We start from the raw sequence: 18,995 nt of genomic DNA, 5'->3' as shown, positions 1-18,995 counted from the left end.
GCGTACGGGTGACCGAAGCTTCGACTCCAGTGTCAATGAAAGTTGCCCGCAGCCAGCTGGCTGGCGTGGCAAATCAAGATAGCGTGCGACGCATTCGATATCCGTTTCGAGCGTTGAAGAAAATTTCGGCAGATTCTGCAATCTCGGGCGCACGGGCGAGTTCGGTGAATGTCAGGATGCGCGCGTCTTGCCAAAAAGTTGATGCCGCCAGTGCCTGAGCGAGCAAGTCGGGATACCCGGCAAAAAACCGTCGAAGGTCTTCTTCGTTCAGCCCAGGAAGGTACAACGGAGCAAATTTTTTATTGACGTCGAAGCCTTCTGTTCCGAGGAATCGTCCTATTGACTGAAGCAAGGCGGCTGGTACACGCTCGATGTCCTTGTGCTCACGGGCGTCCGAGACAGAGCAGACCACGACTGTATCTTCCATACCGAGGTCCACTTCCCAAACTTCGTAAGCTGCTCCGAATCTCGAAGAGGCGTTCTTTAGCGCAAGCTCAGGAGTAGGGCTCGCATAGGCGGCGTGCCGTCGCGAGGGCGCTGCGGTGGGCCGCAGATACTCCCAAACATTGTCGACGACGTACGGGACGTTGCGCGGAATACGGCGCGTGAGCTGTCCCTCGACCACGAGGGAAGCATTAGTTTGACCCGGATTCGCGGGAATGGCACGAAACAATTTCATCAATGTCTCTGTGTGAGGTTCAGATTCTATGTTCGTCTGACTTGGCGGACGGGGCGAGTCTGGACGCGTGGCGATAAGCAGAAGCATATCCTCTCGGTGGTCACCTGCTCGCTTCCGACGTTCAACTAAACTCAAATTGTATTCCGGACGCACCGTTCGAACGTGGCCTTCCAAATTCCGACCCTGCCCTGGCGTAAAGGCGGTCGTCAACACGCTTTGTGTGCTCGACCGATGCCTCGTTTTGACGCCAGAGCGACTCGCGGGCCTTGACGACTTGTGGCGCAGGACTCAGGTCGTACGGAGGCGCCCTTCGCATGTTGCGGCGTTCCGGTAGTTACGGGAATGCGGTAATTGGCGACAATTTTGTACGGGAGGGGGCAGGGTTGGGTTGCGACACGAAATGTCTCGATGAGCGCTTGCTCTCGTATTCGCATCGGCGATGCTGCCGGCATCTCGGCGACTATGTGCTTATTCGCTTCCAGCAACCAGCTGTTTCGCCGGCGCCCCGGCATTTGGGAGATATATGGAAAGACTAGTTTTCAAGCCTGGCGGCAGACTGGAATGCGTGGGGCGTGTTTAGAACGAGGAAACCGAGAGCGGCGAGGACGTCCGTTGCGACGTTACCGAAAGTGCGGCTGCCTACTTGTTTGAGCCGGTGTGCTTCGACGGCGAAATTTACGTGAAGAACGTATTTTCGCTTCCAGAGGCCAATCCTGTCCTGCTTGAGGTATTCGAGCGGCAGCGGGCGGTTGCATACCTGAAGGAAGCAAAAAGGGAATTTCGGTACCTTACACCGGCGAACACGACCCGGCGGGAAGAGAATATCTCGAGCTTTTCCACGATTGGAAGAACAACAGTCTCACTGGAGAACTTGCCGGAGGCCACCGCCTCTGGATTCGCGGTGTCGGCTACGAGTTGCGAGACGATGTCAAACGGGATGGCTGGGTTGAGTACAGGAAAGGAACCCGAAATCAATGGGCTTTCAAGTTTTCTCCGCTCAAGCAACTCATGAACGACCGACGCTCGCTCAAGTCATCCACGCCGTGCTGTGGGAACTGTCCTACGGCGGGGACCCTGAGCAGGCAGCCGAACTCGTGCAGACGGTGCTGGACTCGGCAAGCTGAATGAGCTATCCCATGAATATGGAAAGCTTCCGTATATGGCTGTTTTCGGGGAAGAAGGCCTAAGCCATTGTCGGCAAAGTATTATCCGGACGCCCGAGGGCGCGTGCGGGCAACACACGACTGACTCAGTTAAAGAAACGGCCTTCGTTGGCCGATAACCATCTAGACACGACACGCGGGGAATTTCTCGCAGCCACTTTGGGCGGCTACTTTGCCGCCCGCTGCTTTTCTTAGTCGAGGACGAGCCACATGAATCTGCAGGACAAAGTGAAACTTTACAGGTGTTTGCGTAAGCGGGTCTATGAAGACGCGACAGCGGGAGCTAACGCCAGGGAACACAAGGTCAACCAGAGCCAGCTTGAAAATAGGGTCCTCAATATCTGCAACGGTGCCTCCATCGCCAACTATCAGCGAAACACTCCGGCCGTGCAGTCAGCTGTCTGGGCGCACATGTGGCAGAAAATCCAATACGCGGGGATTAGGACCGGACTGGCGTCCAGCACTATTGCCTCAGTTGGCTTCTATTTCAACGACTGGACGAATTTTGACAATCCCGCGTGGGATGTTGGCGAGTCGCTTCATAAGAACTTTATGGAAAGAACAGGCGTCTTCAGCAATGTGGGACGTTACGTTGCGAACGAAGTGAAGCTGAACAAGACCGTCAAGCTCGCCCGAAAGTATGCAATGCATCTTCAGTCGCAGGCCCCTCTGTCGTTCGTGACCGGGAATCACCCAGCAGCCAACGTATGGGACATCCATGCTCACCTGTTAGACATCGGATATACCCGAGACATCACGGCGCTCCATCTGATGATGGACCTCGGATTCAAGGTCATCAAGCCGGATATCGTGGTCACGACGCTCTTCTTCAAACTCGGCTGGCTGCATCAGCACATCCCGGGTCTGCCGGCCAACCTCACAGTCGACGACCTGACGGGCGAAGGAAACTACGGTGGCATGTACGTCTACAACACGAAACAAACAATCTACAAGGCGGTAATTGACATCGCTTTGCAGATTGCAAACGCTGCTTCGCAGCAGGACCTGCGCAATGACATTGACTGGGTGTCGAACAATCCGACGCGTGAGCTGGACATCTTCTTCGTGAAGTTCGACCAGTCCCTGGAAACCGATTGGGGGCTCACTAGAACCCTGAGCAAGGAAGCGGAAGCAGGAGGCCGCAAGTTGCGGGACTACTTTGATTGCGACTTTTGCCTCCCCGCCGCTGCGTAAGGTGCGATTCCCGGCCGACGTCAAGTCTTCAGCGACTGGCGCAGCGGGAAAAGACGGTGCTCTTGTTCAAGGCCAGTCGGAGTCTGATTTGCGAAACTCGCTGGTGCGCTTGTGCGCACCAGCCGTTTGAGTGTGAGTCGTTCCGAGATTTTGCAGTAGGTTATTGTCGAAAGGACTCCAAGCCGCAGTATTCAGACAGAGGGGCGCGACAGTTCGGCGCAGTTGCATGCATCTGAAGGCAAGCTAAAGTTCCGGATGTGCTCGGGGCGCAATCTACTGGGCCTGCGGGGGGCTGGTTGAGGCGTTCCTGGATGCTCCATACTGCTCGGCGATAAGTCGAGCCTCCTCCGCGAACTCGGCGCGAAGCTTGGCCGGAGCGAGGACTTCGACGGCCGGACCCAATGACCGTAGCCACCGCCGCAATTTGAGGCTTAGCATAACCGTGCCCGATGCCTTCAATCTGCCGTCTTGCATCCTCTTGAGCGTCTGGTCTGCTGACAGCGGTGTTTCCTTCAAGTGCTCGCCCGCGTTTCCTCGAAATGCTACCTCCAATCGGATAAGTCCTTGGGGGAAAAAATCAAACTCGCGTCGCGTACCGATGTATTCGCCGAGCTTGAAATCTCTTGGATAACTAAACCGCTCAGGAAGCACCTCCAAATCTACAATACGGTCTAGACGATAGAGCGTCGGCTCGGCCAGATATTTCTCCATCGCAGCTACCATATATACGAGACCTCCCGATTCAACCATTGCTAATGGCATGACCGGTTTCGCCTCGGGTTTCCTGTCTGAGTCGCCCCAGTAGCCCGGCCGGTATTGAATACGCAGTAGCTGTTCATAGAACAGGGCGTGTGTCACTTTCCCAAGCACCTCGGGCGCCAAATCGGGCTTTAGGAGGGCGAAACCGCTGTCAACCACGTCGGTCTTGTCAGCCCAGGAGAGATATCTTGGGTCTCGAAAGCGCGCTTGTTTGAGACAGTCTTCGGCGGCCCCGAAAAGTGGCTCAATCACTTTTTGAACCAGACCGGGAATCCGGTCTGCCGCAAATCGTTCCAGGACCTTGAAAGCGAGTGCTTCATCGGACGTCATCATGCCGCTGCCTTTGGAAGCGACACCCTCGACCCCGCGCTTGCGCTGCCACTGAAGTTCGCGTCCCGCCTGCCGACATATCACTAGCTCAGCCTTTCTCAGCACCTCCAGCCTTCGCTGAACGGTCTTGGTATGGTTAACCTGTTGGTTTTTGGCCTCTAGTGCCCGGCGCACGCCAGGTGTCGAAAGCCACGGCTGCGGCGACTGGCTGGTGGCAGTACCGTAAGGATTGGGGAATCGAGTTCGGACACGGAAATTTATGGCAGATAGTCGGTTGCAGTCAGCGACCCTGTGGCTCGTTAGGGAGCCCCTAGCGAATATGACTAAGCTCAGTCGTTCGCTATTATCGCGGGCTGGCACAGCGATGCAAGCCTTGCGCTTGCCCTGACAGTCCGCAGCGTCAGAGCGACGTGTGGAGACGCCGGGAACGAGTTGTGAAATTATCCTTTGCCCTGGGGAAGGCACGGTTGACCGGGCGTATCAAAAGCAACAACCTTGAACATGCTCCGATTAGCAAGCGGTGTGGCTGGAGCACCGTTCTCTCGGACGTATCGCATTGCGTCAAACCCCTCCAGCGCGCGGAATACGTAAGCCTTTTGACGGCGCGATGCCTCTGCCACCGGCCCAAGTTTGCGAACAGCGGCAACCCACGCTCCCAAGACCTCCCGCCAGTACAGGTTGCTGCGTGATTGGATGGAAAGCGGGGCAAGCTCATCAGGGAGCACGGGTTTCATGGCGTGAATGACGCGATTTGCGCAAAACAGCGCCTGCTCATATCTTCCCGCTTCGATTGCCGATGAGCATGCGATTGCACCTGCCGCCAATAGGTCGTCACGATGGGCGAGGTGATGCATTGCGATGTCGGCACGCCTGTCCGCATCCCAAAAGGCTGTTTCCGCCTCAATTTCTTCTTCGGCAATCAATGCGGCAGCACTTGGCTCGAGGAATGCGACAGTTCCGTCGACGTTGACGCGCTCGCGATACTGGTAGAGCGGCGTGGCCGGACACATGACGACACGCGGTCCCGTCAGTGTGAACCAGTCCGGTACTCCGTACAGTCGCGCCGTGAGGTCGTGAGCAGCCGGCGCTTCGAGCCGGAGTGCTGCCTGCATGCCGGATGCGAAATCGCGGATGATAATGCGGCGCATCGCATTCAGCGGGATGTCTTCGGGCCTAGGTTCAAACGTTGCCGGCAGACTGCTGATGACGTCCCACGCTCCGTTGACCAGGTCCTGCTGATTGCGAATTGCTCCGTACGCCCTGGTCAACCGTGCCCAGTGAATGGACTGACAGGCTGCGGCCACTGCATCCCGGGCGCCCTCAAAGCTGAGACCTTCGACTTCCTGAGAGAGGCGCTCGCTCTTAATGAGAAGACGTGCTTCGATTATTGCTATCAACTTGCGGGCCTTGACGGTGCCGGGCGCAGGAAGGCCAACGACGTCACAGAGTGCACAGAATCGCTTGTAGCTCACGTTGTTCACTTCCTCCGTCTCGTGTCGATACTGAATCATAAGCTGAGAACGAGACAAGCTGTGTCTCAAATGCTAGGCGTTTGGTCAGCAGGGGCGTTCCTTGTGATGCGAACCACTGGCCCCCAGTCTCGCTTCTCGGGAGCCTTGGCGGATTGGCCATTTTGTTTGCTTTTGTCAATCACACTGCTCGAACCACGTTCCGCCAAAGTCCCTCATAAGCTCTTCGTCTGTTCTGTTTGTCCAATCGACGATGTCGGTCCCGCTTTCGGATAGCTTCACCTCGACTATGTCCCCGGGCTCGCTCGCACGAATGTCAGCCACGAGATATTGTCGTGGATTTGGGCCGACCATCGCCTCATGAGCAGATTGATTCTCTAGTTGGTATCGCACGCGATAGCGCGGGGTGCGATGGCTCTCGGTTTGGCGTCGCGTGCGATACTGCGCGGTGCGAACATACTCGACGCTAAGGAAAATCAGCTTGCCGGCGGTTACTGTCATGCTGCTCTCCATGTCGCGCCCTGCATCACAGGCACGTGGTTGCTTGCGGCCAAAGCCCCTGCGCTGGCCTATATTCGGCGAGCCACTGCGCTACCAACGCCTCGCCTGTCGCGCCTGCCTCGATGAGTTTTGCAACCAATTCAACTTTTTCATCGTCGGCATCGTCAAACCGCTCCAGCTGTCTCAGCGCGATGACTCGGGCGCAACGCAGTCTCCAGTATTCGATGTTCGCGGGGCTGCACGCATCAAGGCGTGCAGAGGTTGGGATGATGCTTCCCGATACGGCGCGCAATGTGCGATTCCCGCAGTCCAACGCTTCCTGGTCCGCCTCCTGTTCGATAAGCGCGTCCACGGCGATGCGTGCGGCGGTCAGAAAATCCGGCCTTCGGGTGAGTGCATGGCGCGCCGCGTGCGCTCTGGCTTCCGGGTGTGCAAGGTACGTGAGCGCTGTTAGCTCTGCAGCCAGTCGTACACATCCCCTCGAAGGGTGCAGTGCGGCCCTCGCATCTGTCCCGGGTTCAGTCTTTTGGTACGTGTATAGCGGTTCATCAGGAGCGAGGAACGGAATATTCCCGGCCAGAGCCAGCCAGCTTTCTGCTCCGTAAAGGCGCGCGGCCAGGTCGTGGGCAGCGGGCTGTTCGAGAGCAAGTGCCTTCGCAAGTCTCATGGCGAAGTGCCGCGCATAAAGTCGCTGACCGTCGTTCAACGGAAGTTCGATGCTGTCGACGTCGACGGCGGCCGGTAGAACGTCCGCGACAGACCAGCGCCCGCTTGGGAACCTCGTAAAGCATGCAGGTTCGGCGAGCTCGTGTATGAGTAGCCGCCATTTCGGAATGGCGCAAGCTCGCGCGATAGTCGCCTCACTCGCGGAAAATGTGAGACCGGGCAATTCATTGCGCAAGCGTTGGCATTTCTCCTCAAGTCTGCATAACAGTAGTTCCGTCAGGCCTCGCTCGCCGTCTCCTTCTGGCGGACGTAATCCGAGAAGGTCGGCCAGGAAGGCGATGCGGGGATGGAGTTGGGTCATTCTCTCAGGCTCCGGCGTGTGTCTTGAAAGTTATACTGGCCGCGTCGCGGCCAGCGGCGTTCTCTCGCGCCCTAACAACTATACGAGGACGTTTTCTTGCGCGGCGGCGAGGCGGGTACCTTCGTTTCGTGCGAAGACATCAAACAGCAGCGGCGTCCCGCCATACTGACTGCAAAATTCCCGCACGAGCCGCTGAATCAGGCGGTAGGCAGCGGTCGCATCGACGCGCGTCATCTGCATTGACCTGGTCGGTACCGTGTTGCACAGTGGGCGAAGCGTGTCCAGGCTCGGGCCATTTACGATGACGTGGCCGTGTTCCAGGATGGCCTGCCCCAATACGGGCCGGCGACCTGTGCATGTCCGCATCCATTTGATGAGCGAGTCGACGAGTCGGTACGCCTGATGGCGCGGCAGTTTCGGGAAACCCCGGCTTTGCCAGTACGCTTCAACGGATTCGACCAAAAGCGCATGCCACGTCTCAAAGCCTGCGAACGACGGGATGTTCCATACGCCGCGAATGAGATTGACCAACTATGCGTTTGCCCACGTGTTATAGGCGGCCAGCGGCCCGTTAATCTCGCCACGGTGGCCGGTGCCGACGCCGCGAATGCCCGCAACGTCGAGACCGATATGGGTTTTTTCTTTCGTCGGGTTGCGATACCACGCTTGCAGGGAAGGCAGGGCATCAGCATACTGGGCGGCGAGTTCCTGGTTGGCCGCCATTGAGAATGTCCTTCTTACGTGGGCGAGGTCGACAGTATTCATGCGGATTGAGACATCTGGTGTCGCAATTGCTGAATGTTTCTTCTTGGTAATGGTGTCGGTACGACCCGATGCGGCGCCGGAAGTTTATGTGGTCGACCGCAGGCGGCAAGGGCGATGCATGGTGGGGCATTCGAGCAGGGCGTTCTGCGCCTGACGCATTGGTCCGGGCGAGAGACAGCCACTGGCGCACCTGTCCGTCCGAGGCTATTTAGGCAGACCGATGCCGCAGCGGCTTTCGCTACCGCTATCAAGACATGAAATGTCTCAAACCCGTCTCATAATGCGTCAACTGGCCGCTGAAGCCTCCCTTCGTTTGCGTCAGGTGACGTCGGTCTCGCCAAAAGGATAGACGTGTGTCGCGCACACGATTGCATAACAGCGTGCGCGACGCCATCAGTCGTGGGCTCCAGTGAGCGTAACTATATAGAGACCATAGAGTCCGGATGCCGGAAGCTCAAATTCATACGGCGGTGAGCTAACCAACTGTGTAACCAGGAAATTTTCACGGGGGAAAGAGACAATGTCGGCTAATAACGTCGCAAGCTACGCCATCTGGTTTTCGATAACGGACGACATTCCCAAGACCCGCGCATCCAAGATGGAAGCGGCACTTCAGGCTTTGTGGGAGGCCACCCTGAAGTACTACACAGTCGAGCCGTCTCGCGCTCGCGCGACAGCGCGGTTTGAGCCGTACGTTCATGTCGAGGCGAACTTCTATCTGCTTCACACCGAAACCCATTTTTCGCCAGGCGACATTGGCGGATTTCTAAAGCACAATAAGCTGCTTGGACCCGAGGATGACGTAGTCGCCATCCGAATCGACCCCGGCTGGTACATTCCGCATCATGGCTTTGCCGACCAAAAGCGGGGAGAAGAACTGAATACCTGGAAACGTCAGGCTGATGACTTCTACTTCGAAAGTCGCGCCCGTAGTTGACCCGGTCGGCTATGCACCTTGCAGCTTTGCGTGCGGGGATGCGTGGAAGCTCAGCTGGGCTGCGCGACCACTTGGGATGCAAACTGCTCGGACCTGAAACTGTTTCGGGATGGGCAATAACGGAGGACCGGATTGTACGAACGCTTTTGTCTGCTCGCCACCGCGTTGAAGCTGCCAACGTGGAAGGCTGATGCAACGCACGATTTTCTTGGGGAGCTGAAACGGCGACTGGAAAGGAAGGCGTTGCGCCTGCAGAATTTGCTGCCAGGCCTCAGCCGAGAATCCAGTCTCGATGCCATCAGTGCAACATGTGTCATGCGGACCTGGAGCGAAACAGAGAAAGCGCTCGGAGCAGTCAGGACGCAACAAGACCTCGAAGACTACGCATGGGAGCTCATCGACGTGTTGCCGGGGTGCTTTGAGCCCGACCCGCGCGATTTGCCGGTAGCACCGGTGCCAAGAGTCAGCATTCGGACCTTCGCCAGACGCCTTGAGATAGCGCTGAGGATTGACGCGCCTACGGCCTGTCAACTGGTTGCAAAGCTCTTCGGGGCGACGCACTGGGAGGCCTTGATGGGGCCGAGCCGATTCTTGCCCATTGCAGAGCCGATATATAGCTATCGGACCGATACAGTCGAAGGTGAGCGCTATGCCTATCTGGAGCCGTGCCACGCGGCCTGTCTGGCTGACGAGGATTTCGAGGCGTTTAGCCTCTTGCGTCAGGACATATTCCAGTTTGACGCGGCCAATGACGAATTCATCGACCGGCCTGGCTTGCTTGCAGCGGCGGCATTCGGGGCTGCCGGACATATGATTGCTGGCGAGTACGACATCGCGGAATCAAAGGCGCGGTTGACGCTCAGTGCAAGCGGCGCCAGTTATCCGGAAGATTCCCGCCTGCCGCTGGCTCCCGATAGCAAGACGCACCTGCTATACATCCGGGTGAGGACGGCACTGTACGCTGCACTCATGTACGCTGGCAAGGACGATGAAGCCAAGGTCGAGCGCGAATGCCTCATTGCGCGTGGGCGCGAGTATCGGGCCGACTACGAGCAGCTTCTCAAAGAATGGGCGCCGCGAAACGCAACGGTCCGGCACAAGACTGTGCTTAAGCTTGTAAGCTGACTCGGGTTCCGGTGGGTCCATTGCAACTCGATTTCATCCAACCGCGACGGCACGCGAATCTTCCCGACTGACGCGTCTATATTTCAGGTTCTCGAAAACTGTCCTGCGGCGACACGTTCGCACTAGGGCCGTGTCTTCCTGAGCGGTCTTCATGCTTGCTGCCTACGGTGCTGAGGGCGGGGCATGGCTCGGCTTCCGGTTCCGTAGCACTTGAGGCGGTCCTGAGGGAGACAGATGCGCTGTTTGTATGAGACACGAAGTGTCCGAAATCCGCAGTACGATAAATCTTTGTCAAGGCGGGAGGTTGCGTTGGGTACAAACGAAAAGGTTATCGTCGCGGTTTCTGCAAGAGCGCTCTTCGATTTCGAAGAAGAGAACCTGGCTTTTCGGGAAGATGACCCGGCCGCGTACTGTGCGCTGCAGGAGAAGAAGCTCGACTTTCCCGCCCAGCCAGGCGCCGCTTTTCCGCTTGTGCGAAAGCTCCTTGCATTCAATGGCGAAGGACGAAATGATGTCGAAGTGGCCATTCTTTCCCGCAACGACCCGGTTACCGGCCTGCGGGTCTTCGGCTCTGCCCGTCATCATGGGTTGGCCATCGGCCGCGCAATTTTCACCAGCGGTGCCCCACCGCATCGCTACCTGCGTCCGCTCGGCGCGAATCTGTTTCTGTCGGTCAATGCTCTTGACGTGCGGGCCGCGATGGCGGCGGGGTTTCCGGCGGCGCGAGTCTATCCCGCGTCGGTGGCAACGGCCGTCCGCAATCCGGGTGAGCTGCGTATTGCATTCGATGGCGATTCCGTGCTGTTTAGTGATGAGGCGGAGCGAATCTTCAAATTGATGCAGTTGGAGCAATTTATCGACCATGAAATCCGCAACGCACGCACGCCTTTGCCGCCGGGGCCGCTGAAGCCTTTCCTCGATGCGCTTTGCTGGCTCCGGAGTGCGCAGAAGGCACCGGTCGCCGTGCGGACTGCGCTTGTCACAGCTCGAAGCGCGCCCGCGCATGAGCGCGCAATCCGCACGTTGATGGCGTGGGGCGTCACGGTCGATGAGGCGATGTTTCTCGGCGGTCGGCCGAAAACCCCGTTCCTGGCCGAGTTTGAGCCGGACATCTTTTTTGATGACCACTTGCAAAATTGCGAATCCGCATCAAGGCACGTCGCAACCGGTCATGTCCCGTACGGAATCAACAATGAACTCGGAGCCGTTGCCTGATGACGTCGCAAACTGAAGCGTTGAATCGAGCTGCGGGGTGGCTGCGCAAGGCGGATGGGTTGCTCATCACGGCCGGAGCCGGCATGGGCGTCGACTCCGGTTTGCCTGATTTTCGCGGCACGCAAGGCTTGTGGGCCGCGTATCCCGCGCTTGGTCATGCAAAAATCCCGTTCGAATCCATCGCCAACCCGAAGGCGTTCGCACAAGACCCGGCGCTGGCCTGGGGTTTCTATGGTCACCGACTCGCGTTATACCGAACAATCGAGCCGCATGAAGGGTTCACTATCCTGAAGCGCTGGGCGGACAGGATGGCGAAGGGCTCATTCGTCTACACGAGTAACGTGGACGGACAATTTCAGAAGGCAGGGTTCAGTGAAAACAGCATCGTTGAATGCCACGGGTCCATCCACTATTTGCAGTGTCTGCAGGCGTGCTCGGCGGATATCTGGTCAGCAGCCGGATTCTTCCTAGAGGTCGACGAACACGCGTGTCGGCTCACGAATCCGTTTCCGCGCTGTTCGCGCTGTAGTGCGCTGGCACGGCCAAACGTTCTCATGTTCGGCGACTGGGCCTGGCTCGAAAGCCGTACTGAGCGGCAACAGGCGCGATTGAAGTATTGGCTTGGAAGCATCGAGCGACTTGTTGTCGTCGAAATCGGAGCTGGAACCGGGCTGTCGACGGTGAGGCGCTTCAGCGAGCGCCATGGCCCGCGCGTTATCCGCATCAATGCGCGGGAACCAGCCATTGATGGCCCGAAGGGTGTCGGCATTCAGGGGCGCGCGGTCGAGGTCCTCTCGGCATTAAATCGGCTATGGGATATTTAGCGACAAGGGCGGCTTGCGGTCCAGTATGCGTATCATCTCGGATTTCCAGGACTACTATGACTCGGCACTCGCACTTGGGAGTGATGGTACGCGTATCTATCATCGTCGTTCCAGCACCGAAGAGCTGAAGACAGACAAAGCACCGGAGCCATGGTCCGGCCTTATCGCCTACGACATGCACGCGCCGGTAATTTTTTTCGAAGTACCTTTCCGTTCCATCTTTGTCTGCTTCTGCGGCAAGGTATATCCTGCTTTGCAGATGCCCGGCAGTACTCCAGATGCAGTGGGCAGGGAAGAAATTGGATATTCAACTTTCTATGACTTTCAATCTGCCTATGACGCTATCCGAGCGCGCGCAGTCGAGGAGCTGAAAACTGGTCTCTTGTCGCTGCGCAGGGAAAAGACACTGAAACAGCGTCTTACGAAGTTTTTCTCACTGCGCGGTTCCTCTATCATCGAGCGGCGCCTCGTAGAAAACAAGATAGCGGTCGCGATATTGATGCCGGGCTACTTCCGCTCAACACTGGTCGTCAATGCCCGGCTCGCAGACGTCCAGTTCTACAAGGCCATCGATGCCTGGACGGCATTTCAGGAACTCGAGATGTTTTGGGGTGGCGTTCTCGCACCAGAGTCAAAGCCGGCCCCGCCAGTCGCGGAGAAGGACCGCCTGTTTAAGCATGGGTTTGACCAGAAGAGCTTCCGAAAGCTGCCGTCAAAAAGGCGGCGGTAGGCCGCCACCTCGGCAACGGTACTACGGCCACGCTTGAGACGAGTCGGTGAGAACCAGACGTTTTCAGTTCGAATTGGCCTCTTGGTTGGTCCAGTCGTCAGCGTTCAGGCCGTGGACTAGCGTCGCGTCGGTCGACTGCATCGCGCCGGTGCAACGCATTGCCGTACGTCGGCCGGCTCAACGGCCGATGCGGTGACGAACGTTTTCAATCAAACCGCCATGAACAACAACGGGAGTTTTGTGATTTCCTCGATGCCTGACTATTCAGAATTACTCGCCAATGCGGAGGCCAACGTCGCGCGCGTTTCGGACGCCGTCAAGCTGACCCACCTGCAAACACTTGCTGACACGTCGGATGAGCGCTATTTTCGCGCGCTGATGGAATCGACCATGAGGCAGGACCCGCACTGGCCCGGGTACTCCTTCGAAACATCCCTCGGGAGCCAGTGGCGGTGTCGAATCATCGAAGTCCGCCTGGACAGGCTGCTGCCGCTCATGAAAGACATGTGGCAAGTCGCCACGTACTGCGAGTCTGACCGGAAGCGTATTTTCCGGCTGGCTGGCATGCCTCAGCGATTCAAATACGACTTCACAAGATGCGTCCAGTTCGCCCGTACGGCGGTGGATATTGTCAAAAACGGGGGAGTTGGCAGCCTTCACGCGCTTTTCAGCCGATTCATCCGCGTTGACGGCTGGGACCAGCAGCCGGAACTGCGGGCGGCGCTTGTGGGAACGTTCAAAGGTTTGGACAGCGAGCAGGCCGACTCGATTATCCGGGAGCTCGGCTTGACTTGCGACGTTACCCCGCCGGGGGTACTCATTCTGCAGCGCCTCGGAGTGGTCAGCGGTGGCGACACGCTGCGACTCCCGTCCGAAGCGGAATGCCGTGAGGCGGTGACTTTTTATGACAAAGTCTCCGTCGCGACAGGGAAGCCGTTTCGTTATGTTGAGGCCGTCTTCTCGTCGAACTTCACGTGGTCCCATCTCGACGCCTTGCGATGGTCCTCGCGGAAAGCACTGTGCGTCGGCGACGCCCCTGCGTGCAACGTCTGCGCGCACGCGAGTTACTGTGCAAAAAACGGTGTTGCGGAGCTCGTCGAGAGTGGGTGCGGTTGGTTGAGCCAATATTCGGATTTCTATGGCAACTTGGCAGGAAGCGGTTCAACGCTCGGTCGCTTGCCCAGCACGGCCAGTGAAGCGGTCCTGTTGGCTCTCCGTCATCAAAACGCCATCTGGTGGCAAGCGCCTGTCGCCATGCCTCGTGAAGAAAAGTTCTCTTCTGCCCGAGCATCGCTCGTCGACATCCCCGTCGATGCATTGCTTGAAGCCTATGCACGCAGAGCGGGTACAGGTTTGCCCGTTGACCACGCACTGGAGGAGTGTATGCCGGAGACGTGGCCAGTCGGCGAACTCGTCGGGCGAAGGGTTCCGTGTCTGCTGGACAGCCCTCCAACAATGCTTCTGGCGGGCGAAGGTGATGCATTGCTGGCGGAATATGTTCGACGTGGACATGCAACGGTGCCGCTGCTAGCAGTCAATTGGCGGGATGTTGCAGACGCAGTGGACAGGTGATGGCATCTCGCCGCTTCGAGTACGCATCCGAAGTCAAGAGTGAGCCTCTTCAACCTGAATCTATATAAAATGGGTTAAATTGAGCAATGCGTAATCGGCATCGGGTATCCATCGCTTGGGCTGTCGCTATGGCCCAGGCGGCAACCTGCTTTGCAACTGGCATCGACATTAGGCCGGTGCCTTTCCCCGTGGCAAACTCCCCGGCGAAAAGCGAACTGGTTGCAGCAGTGGAGGATTTAAACCAGAAACTCACGACGGATGCGAGCGAGTGTGGCGGTGATTACTGGTCGCGTGCCGCGGTTTTGTTCGACACAGCATCGATTTTTTCGGTCGAGGTGTCGGTCAGCGAGTACTGTGGTGGGCCGTATCCGGTGGATGACATTAGTCCGGTTGTGTTCGACGCTATTACCGGAAAGCGTTACTCGCCGCTATCGCTCTATCGCGCTGGGTGGCAGGAGAGTATCGATGGACCGGTGAAATGGCGCACGGACATTCGTAATGCAATTAAACGGCGTCTCGTTCTGAGTGCCAAGGCGATACACGGTGGTGGCGAGTGTTCATCGGTCATTCAGGGTGACAAAGCGGGAGACTCCGCGAGCGCAATAGACGCGGCCAAGGTCGGGTTGGGCCACGACGGGCTTTACGTCTACCCTGAACCCGCGCACGTTGTGCAAGCGTGCTACAAGACCGTTGTGCTGCCCTACGCCTCGGTTCGCCAGTACTTGAATCGGGCGGAAGCATCACGTATTGGCTGGATGGAGCCGTAATACAGGGGCAGCCGTCCATATTGCGGCCGAGCGCACCTTCGCTGACTGCTGGTTCGGCGCACGCATCCGCGCATCAGGAATAGTTGTGTCCGCGCCGACGAGACGTCTTGGCGCAACCCAGGAACGAATGAAACAGGAGGAACCGGTGGGCGAACTGACGTTGACGACGGGTGGCAAACTCGAATATTTTCATTGGGTCAGCGATGAGGTCACGGGCGATGGTGCATACGTCCCGTCCGACGTGACCGACACCGCCGATGCGTACATGATGGAGCCAGTACGATTCGGTAGCGAAATTTACGTGCGCGACATTTTTTCGCTGCTTGACCGTAACCCCGTGCTGGTTGGAATATTCAAACGCGTATATGCGGCAGAATATCTGGGCGAGTCGAAAAAGGGAAACGCTGTCCCGTACACGGGCGAATATGACCCTGAAGACATCGAATACCTGGAGTTGTTCTGCAATTGGGAAAAGGACAGCGGAACAAACGAAATTACCGGAATTCATCAGTTGTCGCTTCGCGGGGTGGGCTATGAGTTGCGCGATAACATCGTGAGCGGCGGAGACAAATATGTAAAGGGAACTCGCATCGACTGGGGGGTCGCATTTTCACCGCTCGGTCAAATTTTCAATCTGCCATTGCGCTTCAACTCTGAGGTTTCTGTTGCCGATAGTCGGAACCTCTCGCATTCGCTGCACAATTTTCGAGTTCCGAGTCCGACGCTCGCGCAGGTCATCCATGCTGTGCTGTGGGAGCTCGCGTGGGCCGGCAATCCCGACCAAACGGTCGAATTCGTGGAAAGGATTCACGAGGCCGCTGAAAACATGTCTGGGCCGACGACTACACAAGAATTTAGCTGTTTGCTTGGGCTGTCTGAAGAGCAAATGAATCGTGGACCCAAAAAATCCGAATCGCCTTGATTGGTTGTGTCAGGTGATTCGGAGGTCTCCCCTTGAACGGAAGCTCATTATCCTCGAAATCAGACTTTTTATTCGCGTGACCGGCTTGGAACGACCAAATTTGAGGGGGCGGCGGTCAGGGTCAACGTTACTTTTAAAGTTCGTAGCTTAAACACAACAGAGCAATCGACGAGGGAGGCCATTTGAAGCAACTCACGCTGAAGACGGGGGGCAAGCTCGAATATTCTCGATGGGTGAGCCATGAGGTTTCGGGCGCCGGTGTATATGTGCCGTCAGACGTGACCGATGACGCCGTCGCGTATGTGATGGAGCCGGTAAGCATTGTCGGAGAGATTTATGTCCGTGACATCTTTTCGCTGCTTGACTGCAATCCTTTGCTCATCGAGATGTTCAAAAGGGCGTATGCGGCAGAATACCTGCAGGAGACAAAAAAAGCCATTGCAGAGGCCTACACGGGCCAGTATGACCCGACGGGTATCGAATACCTCGAACTGTTCTACGACTGGGAAAAGGAATGGGAGACGGAGGAGCTGCGCGGAGTTCATCGGCTGTGGGTTGGCGGGGTGGGTTATGAACTGCGCGACGACGTGGTGGAGGATGGTTATCTTCGATACGAGAAGGGAACCCGCATCCGGTGGGCCATCAAGTTCGCACCGGTCGGACATATTTTTAACCTTCCGCTGCGGTTGAACCCCGAAGTGACCGTTGCCGACAGTCGGGACATCACGCGCACGCTCCATACATTTCAGTTGCCGAGCCCGACGCTCGCATAGGTCATCCATGCCGTGCGGTGGGAACTGTCGTGGGCGGGGAATCCTCAAGATACGGACGAGCTCGTAGAAGTGATTCACGATGCTGCAGACGATGCGAACTTGTCGGAGCCGGTGACTGCGCGCGAATTCATTCGAATGCTCGAGGAGCATGACGAAGCCATGAATAAGTTGACATCGAAAGTCGACGCAACACCGGAGGGGCCGGAAGATGCGTGAATCCCGTGCCGAGGACGAAGCCCCACTGAGTCGCTGAGACTTATCTCTCCGCTCAATGACGGAAGCAACGTCATCTCTCCGTTGGGGACGGCCATGGCGACCGAGTACGGACCATGCAGGCATCAGCTGGCGAAGGTTCGTTCGGGCGCTTGAGGCTAACGGGCTTCGCGTCGTCGTCCGGCTGGCGATGGTAAATGGCGCACATTCACCACTCGCCTCTCGTGGCTTGGTCAAGCCGAACTCGCTTCGCCGGCGGGAATTTGGACGCGGGGCGCTATGCGCCCTCCTCAGCTTACATCCTTTACAGTAATAAAGTACACGCCTTGTCTGACATCTGCGGCTTGAGTTTTCGAGGAGGGCTTCGGTCGGCTTGCCACACCTGTCCGGCCCACGGATAACCGGCAAGCTATCGACCTTCAGATTTCCTTCGACTTGCCGATAAGCTGAGGTCGGGAGCTTCGCAAACGAATTCATGACGACGCGATTGAGGTCGTCAAAATGTATTCAAATTTAATGGCCCGGCCAATAAAACTTGGTGCAACCGAAGGACACGCTAAACGGGGACTGCGATGAGCAAAATTGAACGATATTGGGACGCGGTTAGGAAACGGATTGAAGCCGATGAACCAATCGATGGTGATGTAGAGTTTTCGGTCGAGCACAAGAAAGAAACTGGTGCACGTGAAGACAACGGTGCAGGGACCTCTACGCATGGCGGGGGGCCAGGCACGGCATCGCGGCCGAACTACTACTTCTATCGGTCGATTCGATACCGGGACCGGGACCGGGAGCACGAGAAGAAGTGGGGCATCTATATTGTGCGGGGCGGTCGCAACATTGTCGCGGCACGGTTTGCCCGCTATTTCGACACTAGCGAGGAAGCCCAGGATGCGGCGGTTGAATTTCTCAAGACCTGCGGTCAGGCTCACTACGAGTTCGATATATACGCGATGTCTTGTGAGGCCATCCTGGGTCGCTGGATTTACGCCGCGTTTCAGAGCCAGTCAAGGCAGCCCCAAACCTTGAGACTCGAGGATGCTTTCGTTGTGCAGCGCGCCCGGCAATGGGCGTCACGTCACGGGCTGGTGGACGCCGTGTCGAGCGTTCTCAATGAGTTGTGGGCGGTCGAGAATCAGGCGAGCCGCTTACCTGCGCGCCGACTCGGCGCGTACCTTGCGACGGCCCTTCTTGAGGGCTACGGCAAGGTTGCGACTACCCTGCGGTTCGACCACGCCGAATGGGTGGCAACGGTTCCTGACGAGTTGAAAAATGAATGTCCGGGGCCGCATTTGATTGGCGACGATATACTCCCGGTACGCCCAGAGGCGTGTGAGGCTGAGGAACTGACGCACGAGCAGAAGCTCGAGTGGCTGACACAGCGAGGTATCCGCGTCCTCAGTTCGGCGAACGACGGCATTGTGGTCGGAAGCGTGCTGCTGTGTGGCGAGGAATTTCCTGGAGGGCAATTTCCGGTGAAGCTAGCTCAAGTGACGGGCACTTTCACCTGCACGCACTCCAATCTCAAGAAGGTCGAGGGTTTGCCCGAGGTCGTGACCGGGCATGTAGACCTTTCGTGGAATCCGCAACTCCAGTCACTTGGACGGATAAACAAGTATGTTACAAAAATCGATGGTTGCTTGCGACTCAGCGGAGACCTCGTTACATCAAATGTTCTAGGTTTGCTCTGGATAGGCGGGCTAGAGGCTGTGATAGATGCTTCACAAGATATGTCGAAGCCCGTTGACTGGGTTAAAACCGTGAATGAGTTTATGCCGAGTGGTAAGAAGGGGATGATGCAGTGCCAGACAGCGCTGATAAAAGCAGGGCTCAAAGACCACGCGAAACTTTAAGTAAAGAGTGGGGCGCGACCTAACCATCCTAGAATGGATTTTCGCTTCCTCGCTGAGTAACCAACGTGCGTTGTTCAACGGCCGGAGGAGCACGTGGCGTCTGCCGGGCGGTCGCTGAAGCAGGTCAGGGCGGGTCTCCTCAGACCCCGCAAATTCCTAATTCAGCTAACAACACCT

At 57.3% G+C, this 18,995-nt stretch carries 20 protein-coding genes; 13 read left to right on the top strand and 7 right to left on the bottom strand.

Going from position 1 to position 18,995, the window contains the following annotated elements:
* Window positions 1-73: 73 nt before the first annotated feature.
* Window positions 74-679 carry a hypothetical protein gene (locus tag P0D84_RS10635; RefSeq protein ID WP_408335886.1) on the bottom strand — a complete coding sequence of 202 codons (606 nt, stop codon included), beginning with the start codon at window positions 677-679 and terminating at the stop codon, window positions 74-76.
* A 974-nt stretch (window positions 680-1,653) separates the two neighbouring features.
* On the opposite strand from P0D84_RS10635, the gene P0D84_RS10630 reads away from it, so the two are divergent.
* A complete protein-coding gene (locus P0D84_RS10630; protein WP_408335883.1) occupies window positions 1,654-1,803 on the top strand; it encodes a hypothetical protein in 150 nt (49 codons plus the stop codon).
* Window positions 1,804-2,052: 249 nt separating this feature from the next.
* Complete coding sequence (locus tag P0D84_RS10625; protein WP_408335880.1) at window positions 2,053-3,036, top strand: hypothetical protein; 984 nt, start codon at window positions 2,053-2,055, stop codon at window positions 3,034-3,036.
* A 273-nt stretch (window positions 3,037-3,309) separates the two neighbouring features.
* Here P0D84_RS10625 and P0D84_RS10620 read toward each other — a convergent pair whose 3' ends face one another.
* The 6 genes from P0D84_RS10620 to P0D84_RS10595 all read right to left on the bottom strand — a co-directional run bounded on the left by P0D84_RS10620 (window position 3,310) and on the right by P0D84_RS10595 (window position 7,845).
* Window positions 3,310-4,128 (bottom strand): helix-turn-helix transcriptional regulator, encoded by an 819-nt coding sequence (locus P0D84_RS10620; protein WP_408335877.1) that lies wholly within the window; start codon window positions 4,126-4,128, stop codon window positions 3,310-3,312.
* A gap of 437 nt (window positions 4,129-4,565) precedes the next feature.
* On the bottom strand, window positions 4,566-5,606 hold the full coding sequence (locus P0D84_RS10615; protein WP_408335874.1) for a hypothetical protein: 1,041 nt from the start codon (window positions 5,604-5,606) through the stop codon (window positions 4,566-4,568).
* A 165-nt stretch (window positions 5,607-5,771) separates the two neighbouring features.
* On the bottom strand, window positions 5,772-6,095 hold the full coding sequence (locus P0D84_RS10610) for a hypothetical protein (RefSeq protein WP_408335871.1): 324 nt from the start codon (window positions 6,093-6,095) through the stop codon (window positions 5,772-5,774).
* Window positions 6,096-6,120: 25 nt separating this feature from the next.
* A complete protein-coding gene (locus P0D84_RS10605; RefSeq protein WP_408335868.1) occupies window positions 6,121-7,122 on the bottom strand; it encodes a hypothetical protein in 1,002 nt (333 codons plus the stop codon).
* Window positions 7,123-7,200: 78 nt separating this feature from the next.
* On the bottom strand, window positions 7,201-7,653 hold the full coding sequence (locus P0D84_RS10600) for a hypothetical protein (RefSeq protein WP_408335865.1): 453 nt from the start codon (window positions 7,651-7,653) through the stop codon (window positions 7,201-7,203).
* Window positions 7,654-7,845, bottom strand: coding sequence for a hypothetical protein (locus tag P0D84_RS10595; RefSeq protein ID WP_408335862.1), 192 nt, complete (start codon window positions 7,843-7,845; stop codon window positions 7,654-7,656).
* Between the two features lie 562 nt (window positions 7,846-8,407).
* Between P0D84_RS10595 and P0D84_RS10590 the strand changes: the two genes are divergently transcribed.
* The 11 genes from P0D84_RS10590 (at window position 8,408) to P0D84_RS10540 (ending at window position 18,818) form a co-directional block, all read left to right on the top strand.
* Window positions 8,408-8,824 (top strand): hypothetical protein, encoded by a 417-nt coding sequence (locus P0D84_RS10590; protein WP_408335859.1) that lies wholly within the window; start codon window positions 8,408-8,410, stop codon window positions 8,822-8,824.
* A gap of 132 nt (window positions 8,825-8,956) precedes the next feature.
* Window positions 8,957-9,949: a hypothetical protein gene (locus P0D84_RS10585; protein WP_408335856.1), complete on the top strand. Its 993-nt coding sequence runs from the start codon at window positions 8,957-8,959 to the stop codon at window positions 9,947-9,949.
* A gap of 309 nt (window positions 9,950-10,258) precedes the next feature.
* Complete coding sequence (locus tag P0D84_RS10580) at window positions 10,259-11,164, top strand: 5'-nucleotidase (protein ID WP_408335853.1); 906 nt, start codon at window positions 10,259-10,261, stop codon at window positions 11,162-11,164.
* Entirely contained in the window at window positions 11,164-11,988 is an 825-nt protein-coding gene (locus P0D84_RS10575) for an SIR2 family NAD-dependent protein deacylase (RefSeq protein ID WP_408335850.1), read from the top strand. Before P0D84_RS10580 ends, P0D84_RS10575 begins: the two co-directional genes overlap by 1 nt.
* 25 nt (window positions 11,989-12,013) lie before the next feature.
* Window positions 12,014-12,718 (top strand): hypothetical protein, encoded by a 705-nt coding sequence (locus tag P0D84_RS10570; protein ID WP_408335847.1) that lies wholly within the window; start codon window positions 12,014-12,016, stop codon window positions 12,716-12,718.
* Window positions 12,719-12,937: 219 nt separating this feature from the next.
* Entirely contained in the window at window positions 12,938-14,290 is a 1,353-nt protein-coding gene (locus P0D84_RS10565; protein WP_408335844.1) for a hypothetical protein, read from the top strand.
* Window positions 14,291-14,418: 128 nt separating this feature from the next.
* Window positions 14,419-15,057, top strand: coding sequence for a hypothetical protein (locus P0D84_RS10560; RefSeq protein WP_408335841.1), 639 nt, complete (start codon window positions 14,419-14,421; stop codon window positions 15,055-15,057).
* 127 nt (window positions 15,058-15,184) lie between these two features.
* Window positions 15,185-15,979: a hypothetical protein gene (locus tag P0D84_RS10555; RefSeq protein ID WP_408335838.1), complete on the top strand. Its 795-nt coding sequence runs from the start codon at window positions 15,185-15,187 to the stop codon at window positions 15,977-15,979.
* A 182-nt stretch (window positions 15,980-16,161) separates the two neighbouring features.
* Entirely contained in the window at window positions 16,162-16,752 is a 591-nt protein-coding gene (locus P0D84_RS10550; RefSeq protein WP_408335836.1) for a hypothetical protein, read from the top strand.
* Window positions 16,753-16,764: 12 nt separating this feature from the next.
* On the top strand, window positions 16,765-16,968 hold the full coding sequence (locus tag P0D84_RS10545) for a hypothetical protein (protein WP_408335833.1): 204 nt from the start codon (window positions 16,765-16,767) through the stop codon (window positions 16,966-16,968).
* 569 nt (window positions 16,969-17,537) lie between these two features.
* Complete coding sequence (locus P0D84_RS10540) at window positions 17,538-18,818, top strand: hypothetical protein (protein WP_408335830.1); 1,281 nt, start codon at window positions 17,538-17,540, stop codon at window positions 18,816-18,818.
* Window positions 18,819-18,995: the final 177 nt, after the last annotated feature.

This window comes from Paraburkholderia sp. RL17-337-BIB-A (genome assembly GCF_046025895.1).
Lineage (GTDB): Bacteria > Pseudomonadota > Gammaproteobacteria > Burkholderiales > Burkholderiaceae > Paraburkholderia > Paraburkholderia fungorum_C.
The sequence above is the reverse complement of the archived record's forward strand: the minus strand, read 5'-3'. Positions and strand labels throughout refer to the sequence as shown.

Bases quoted from the DNA above. Each gene is read 5' to 3' on its own strand.
- P0D84_RS10635 (WP_408335886.1), bottom strand. From the start codon at position 679: ATGAAATTGTTTCGTGCCATTCCCGCGAATCCGGGTCAAACTAATGCT.
- P0D84_RS10630 (WP_408335883.1), top strand. From the start codon at position 1,654: ATGGGCTTTCAAGTTTTCTCCGCTCAAGCAACTCATGAACGACCGACG.
- P0D84_RS10625 (WP_408335880.1), top strand. From the start codon at position 2,053: ATGAATCTGCAGGACAAAGTGAAACTTTACAGGTGTTTGCGTAAGCGG.
- P0D84_RS10620 (WP_408335877.1), bottom strand. From the start codon at position 4,128: ATGATGACGTCCGATGAAGCACTCGCTTTCAAGGTCCTGGAACGATTT.
- P0D84_RS10610 (WP_408335871.1), bottom strand. From the start codon at position 6,095: ATGACAGTAACCGCCGGCAAGCTGATTTTCCTTAGCGTCGAGTATGTT.
- P0D84_RS10605 (WP_408335868.1), bottom strand. From the start codon at position 7,122: ATGACCCAACTCCATCCCCGCATCGCCTTCCTGGCCGACCTTCTCGGA.
- P0D84_RS10595 (WP_408335862.1), bottom strand. From the start codon at position 7,845: ATGGCGGCCAACCAGGAACTCGCCGCCCAGTATGCTGATGCCCTGCCT.
- P0D84_RS10590 (WP_408335859.1), top strand. From the start codon at position 8,408: ATGTCGGCTAATAACGTCGCAAGCTACGCCATCTGGTTTTCGATAACG.
- P0D84_RS10575 (WP_408335850.1), top strand. From the start codon at position 11,164: ATGACGTCGCAAACTGAAGCGTTGAATCGAGCTGCGGGGTGGCTGCGC.
- P0D84_RS10570 (WP_408335847.1), top strand. From the start codon at position 12,014: ATGCGTATCATCTCGGATTTCCAGGACTACTATGACTCGGCACTCGCA.
- P0D84_RS10565 (WP_408335844.1), top strand. From the start codon at position 12,938: ATGAACAACAACGGGAGTTTTGTGATTTCCTCGATGCCTGACTATTCA.
- P0D84_RS10560 (WP_408335841.1), top strand. From the start codon at position 14,419: ATGGCCCAGGCGGCAACCTGCTTTGCAACTGGCATCGACATTAGGCCG.
- P0D84_RS10555 (WP_408335838.1), top strand. From the start codon at position 15,185: ATGAAACAGGAGGAACCGGTGGGCGAACTGACGTTGACGACGGGTGGC.
- P0D84_RS10540 (WP_408335830.1), top strand. From the start codon at position 17,538: ATGAGCAAAATTGAACGATATTGGGACGCGGTTAGGAAACGGATTGAA.